The 1,664-nt window shown below is 27.9% G+C and carries 3 protein-coding genes; 1 reads left to right on the top strand and 2 read right to left on the bottom strand.

Annotated elements, in window-relative coordinates; all coding sequences use genetic code 11:
* Positions 1 to 216 (bottom strand): hypothetical protein (locus tag RCF13_RS20130; protein ID WP_308141499.1); only part of this gene is annotated, 216 nt, incomplete at its 3' end.
* Between the two features lie 587 nt (positions 217 to 803).
* Between RCF13_RS20130 and RCF13_RS20125 the strand changes: the two genes are divergently transcribed.
* Positions 804 to 1,295 carry a hypothetical protein gene (locus tag RCF13_RS20125; protein WP_308141498.1) on the top strand — a complete coding sequence of 164 codons (492 nt, stop codon included), beginning with the start codon at positions 804 to 806 and terminating at the stop codon, positions 1,293 to 1,295.
* Positions 1,296 to 1,322: 27 nt separating this feature from the next.
* Here RCF13_RS20125 and RCF13_RS20120 read toward each other — a convergent pair.
* Positions 1,323 to 1,664, bottom strand: a 342-nt coding sequence (locus tag RCF13_RS20120; protein ID WP_308141497.1) for an S-layer homology domain-containing protein, incomplete at its 5' end; no start/stop codon positions are given.

Here is a 1,664-nt window from a genome sequence, read left to right as displayed (position 1 = left end):
GTCTCCTTTTAAGGGAGCCTTACCGTCCCCTCTAGAATTATATCCTGTATATAATTCTTTACAATCGTACAATTTTAATTCTAGATCCATATGTCTTCTTTTCCATGTATCTTCATCAAACGTTTCTAATGCCCACTGAGCAATCAATATAATCCAAATAGGACTAGATAAAATGATAATTACCTTTAAGATATACAGCTCGTTGTTTTTTCTCAATTTTTCTCAATCCTTTAATATAGTATTCTTAGTAGCTGCTAATTTATATAAATATTTTGATTTAAGTCTACATAAATGTCATTCTATTTTATTTATTAGATCTAATCAACAAATTTACGGTACCTGATGGTTTAATTGTTTGTCTTAAGCAAATTAATTTAATTGCATTAAAATTCATGAAAATTATCGCTAAATTATCAAAAATTGGTATAATTAGGGTGTAATGTTTTTTTGTAATTTTTCTTATTGTAATAAATTAGCCCTTTTGGGGATCTGTAAATGAGCTACTTATGCTTCATTAACAAATCTCTGAGAGGGCTTTTTTATTTTATTTAAAAAATGATAGGAGGGCTTAGTTAGTTTAATAATTAAAGAATGATTATCAATACTTATAGGGGGAAATGGGATGAAAGAAACTGCAGGGTTTATAGGAGTAATAATTTGTTTATGGTTTATAATCACGGTCTTCGGATTTTTATTATTCAATACGAATTTAGAAGAATAATATAGAACGATTAACAATTAGATTAATTATTAAAATGTTATTAGAATTTACAAGGGGAGATTGTATGACACGATATCTTAGAGTGATAAATGATTCTGAGTTATATAGAGAATTGAAAGAAATGCATGTTGATCAATTAAAATTAATTAAATATAAATCACAGATAGAAGAACTTATTATGTGTGATATGGATTTAAACCTGCTTCACTCTAGAAGATTAGCATTACGAAAAGTACCAGAAGCTCTAAAGCATGTCTTTAAAAATAAAAGTGATGGGAATGGATTTTATAGTGTAAAACCGCGAACTGAATTAAATAAGAAATGGAACTCTTTATTGTTAGAATCGGGGATAATTTTTAAATCTATACAGGAAATTATGATTGTATACGAACTATTTCCATGTAAAGATAAGCCTATTTTAGAGAGTTATATTAAATTAGGGGATGATTTTTATTTTATAGCAAAGGATCAGCTTATTGAAAATGAATATATCCATTCTGATATGGAATTTATATCTGAATTGGAGTTTCTAGAAGTCAGAAGATTATTTATTAACGATGAAGCTGCTTCATAAAAATAAAAGGATAAGGGACTAATTCCCTTATCCTTTATAAATTGTTCCTCCATCAATTACTTCAGATTTACCTTCACTATTTTTATCTAATTCATCGTAAGGCAGTTTATTTTCTCCATCCGGAACATTTTGATCATTTTCTGTATCATTTTTAGTATTTAATAAGGCATTGTACAAAAATACTGCAAATTGTTCACGAGTCACAATCCCCTTAGGACTATACGTATATGTACTCGTTCCTTTTGTAATTCGATTTGATTGTAATGCACTTATTGCATCGTTAGCCCATGATTTTGAATCAACATCATTAAAAGAATGATTATTTGTTTTTTGCAGCTTAAATGCCTTCATAAAAATTTGAGCTAATTC

Source organism: Stenotrophomonas maltophilia group sp. RNC7, assembly GCF_030910085.1.
Classification (GTDB): Bacteria; Pseudomonadota; Gammaproteobacteria; order Xanthomonadales; family Xanthomonadaceae; genus Stenotrophomonas; species Stenotrophomonas sepilia.
The sequence above is the reverse complement of the archived record's forward strand: the minus strand, read 5'-3'. Positions and strand labels throughout refer to the sequence as shown.